General features: G+C 40.6%; 1 protein-coding gene. It reads right to left on the reverse strand.

Features of this window, described 5'->3' with window-relative positions; all coding sequences use genetic code 11:
• The coding region (locus tag GC102_RS21775; RefSeq protein ID WP_171691358.1) for a MurR/RpiR family transcriptional regulator at positions 1–608 on the reverse strand (608 nt) is incomplete at its 3' end.
• Positions 609–1481 lie beyond the last annotated feature (873 nt).

The following is a 1481-nucleotide window of genomic DNA, read 5'->3' on the forward strand; positions in this document are numbered from 1 at the left end:
GCAAAGGAGATGGTCTCTTGCGTATAACGAGGAAACGATAGAACGATCACCAGCCATTCTTCATCCGCTAGCATCATCAAATAATTCGCATCATCATTTTGACCGGTGTATAGGTGTGTATCCCCTTTCACAATATTAAGCGTGTAGGAAAGCCAATGCGCCGGAGCATAGGAAGAACGAAAACCAACGACCACAACCTTCTTTGCCTTGATAATGCTCTCCACCGCTTGATCCAGTGCATCTTGTCTCACCGAGTTCAGCGTTTCGCTAATATAGGCGATGTCCTGCTCCATTTTATAAGTGATGAGGCCTTCCTTTTCATTCAGTCGTTTGGAATGGTCAAAGAACTTTTGAATGTGATTTTCCCTCTGGCCATTTGCCAATAGAGATTGACGTACTTCGTTTTGCATGGCACTAAACCCCGAATATCCCAAAGCATTGCATAATCGTATAACAGTAGTTCCACTCGTGCCTGTCAACGCACCGATTTCCTTGGCGGGATGCAGAGCGACCTTCTTTGGTTCTTCCAAAATGAATTCCGCAACGAGTTTCTGTTGGTTGGACAGTTGATTGTATGATTTATGAATTCGATCCTGTACACTGTTCATGGTAACCACCTATTCATATCGTTTTGGTTTGACGCTCAAACGAAATATGCCATTTGCTCGTCGAGGGGATACTCATGCTATGTAAGAGAAACGTTTGTTCATCATGAACCAGTTTCTCTGATGACATCTGCAATCAACAAGTAGAAAGCGCTTTCAACAAGCATTTATGTATGAGATTAATCTTTAAAAAAAGTAAAATCGATCACACCCTTTTCTTTTTTCCTTCCCAAACAGGCATTTCTGATATACATACTTAGAAAACGCGTTTTCACAATTTCCACGGATTATATAATCCATAATTTTTAAAAATATGATTTTTATAATCCGCAAATTTATTGTACAATTATCATATACTTTTTACAAGATTTATTTACAAAACTTGTATGTTTGAAACAAACAGAGCCAAGATATCTCTGGTCAGCCCTACAATCTGACTAATGGCGCGAAAGTAACCACCGCTTAAAAGCACCAGCTCCCGCAAAGACATCACGCCAAAATGCGACGATCCAGTTTCTACCACAAATCGCCCATAGCCGACCGAGTATCCAGATACTTTTTGCCAATCACCAGATCAATTGATCTGCGCAAACGATTTACCATCTATTTCAATAATAGTTAAAAACAGGTATCTTTCAACCTGCTTTTTACTATGCATATAAGCCGCTTCAATTCTCGCAATCGTATCCCTATTAACTTATACTGCGTGCGTAGCCTTTCCCTTTATCATAGCAACCGCCTGCTCAATCGCCATGAACGTGTTGTCTTATTTGTCAGTCGTTGCAAACGGATAAAATTGTTGACTGGTCTGATCATACTTGTTAAAGCGTTCTTCCACGTTTTCCCTGTCCGCTTGTGTCACACCGGCGATAAGAA

The sequence above is a fragment of the Paenibacillus germinis genome, from assembly GCF_013141785.1.
GTDB lineage: Bacteria > Bacillota > Bacilli > Paenibacillales > NBRC-103111 > Paenibacillus_E > Paenibacillus_E phytorum.